The organism is Mycobacterium sp., assembly GCF_049683935.1.
Taxonomy (GTDB): domain Bacteria; phylum Actinomycetota; class Actinomycetes; order Mycobacteriales; family Mycobacteriaceae; genus Mycobacterium.
The window spans coordinates 1-1993 of the sequence record NZ_JBAUJR010000175.1 but is presented as its reverse complement, the minus strand read 5'-3'; the positions used below and the strand labels follow the sequence as shown (position 1 = coordinate 1993).

Sequence of the window (1993 nt, the reverse complement as noted above, 5' to 3'; positions counted from 1 at the left end):
GTGGCTTGCCGCGGGCGGCCGAATCTGACAGCGCGAGATCGACCTCGGACGCCGTCGCCATACGACCGTCGCAGCGTGCGACAGCGGCCAGGATGCGCTGCTCTGCGGCGAGAACTTCGCGGCTGGTGTAGCTCGCTACGCCGTGGCGTGTGTAGACGCTCGAACCGTCGCGACGACGCAATGCGACAGGCTCACCCACCTCGCCATCCTCGACGCGGGCGTGAGGCACCGAGAACGCTTCGGAAAGTGCAGTATCGGTGAGCCGTTCGACAAGGCCGGCCACGTGTGCGACACCCTCGGCGCGGACCACCCGCAGGGCCTCGGCACGCACGTGGTGGGCCTGCCATGTCGCGCGTGTTTCGGCCACCGTGGTGATCAGTGCGACAGCACGCGACGCCACCCATTCCGCGGTGATTTCCGGTGTCTTCTGGGCGCGACGCGGGGTCAGAACGTCGCCCAGCATGCGGTCCACACCGTCGTGGCCGAGCACCTCGACGGCTTGGTTGCGCCAGGTGTCGCGCTGCTCGGCCAACGAGCGCGGTTCGTGCTTGGCTTCGCGCGTTTCCAGCGTCGCTTGTTGGGCCAGCGCGAGGTACTCGATGGTGGTGGGTTCGCGGCCGTGATCGTGCTGAAATTGCTTGGCCAGCTCGGCAGTGCGGGCCTTGATCGCGATGCCGCGACTCGACCACCGCGACATCAATTCCATCGACATTCCGGCGATCTCGCGGACCGCCCGCTTACCTCGCCCGCGGGCCTGCTCGACGAAGTCCACACCGAGCCGGTCGATGGTGTGGGCTTCCATGCGGGTGTTGTACAACTCCGAGGCCGCGACGGTGATTCGGTGCAGCGGTTCACCATCCAGCGCCAGCCATCGCCGGACCCCGTTGGCGTCTATGTGGGACACCTTGTTGGAGATCGCGACGTGGGTGTGCAGGTCGGGATCTCCGGCGCGGGAATCGCGGTGGGTGAACGATGTGGCGATGAGGCCTTCGGTGTCGACCTGGGCGACACCGTTGGTGCCGGTGCGGGTGAATACGGCGTTGTCTTGCAGCCACTCCAGGACGTCGGCCACTGCGGCGTCGTGGGCGGCTTCGATCTGGGCGGCCACATCTGGTGGGGCAATGGCCCACAGCGCTGAAATCGACTTCACCGGAGAGAACGTCAGGTCATAGCCGGCCACCGCCGTGGTGCGCGCCCGCGTGGCCCGCGCGATGAACCCCGACAGCTCCCGATCATCGGCCGGCGGGCGACCGTACTGCTCACCAAACAGCTCGGTGGCCACCCGCGTGCGGATGCCCGCACGCACGTCGTCACCGAGGCTAACATTGGCCGGGACACCGCTTTCGGTGTTGTAAGCGCGAAACGCTTTCCCGACACGACGCACGAACTCTGAACTCTCGTCGCGGACGGCGAACTTGCGGCCCAACTGGGCGGCTGCGATCGACGGCTGCACACCCAGACGCCCAGAAACGTGGGCCGAAATCTTGTCGGCGTTGGGGTGCAAACCTTCCCCGAACAGCGCCTTCATCTGAGCTTCGGTGACCGTCGAACCTTCTTCGACGGTCCACACCTGTTGGCGCACAGCGTCGCTGACCTCGCGGGCGCCGGTGTCGGCCAGAGCGGCCAGGCCACGGCCCACCCAGCGGCCCGGAGATTCGCCCTTGGCCGAGTAGTAGTCGGCCAGGGTGGAGCGGCCCCGTTCGGTGCTGTCGGCGGCCGCGACTTGGCGCACCAGGTACAGGTATCCGTCCCCGGCGGTCAGCTTGTGCAGCGTCATCACCGCCGGTCGCGCCGATCCACCCGCATGCGCCGAAAGGTACGGAGCCGGGCAGGGAAACCACCACCACCAGAGCCAACATTCCCGGGCGCCGTTACCAAACCTACTGGCGCAGGGGACGTATTCGTTTGGGACAAATGCCCCTTGGTTCTGTTGGGCATGATCGCATAATGGTGACGGCACGCTTGGATTGCGAAGGGTCTGCATCGGCCTAAC

At 66.6% G+C, this 1993-nt stretch carries 1 protein-coding gene; it reads right to left on the bottom strand.

The annotated features are described in order from the left end of the window. Nucleotides 1-1777: MobF family relaxase (mobF, locus tag WA965_RS09855; protein WP_526447441.1), on the bottom strand; the 1777-nt coding region annotated here is incomplete at its 3' end. Nucleotides 1778-1993 lie beyond the last annotated feature (216 nt).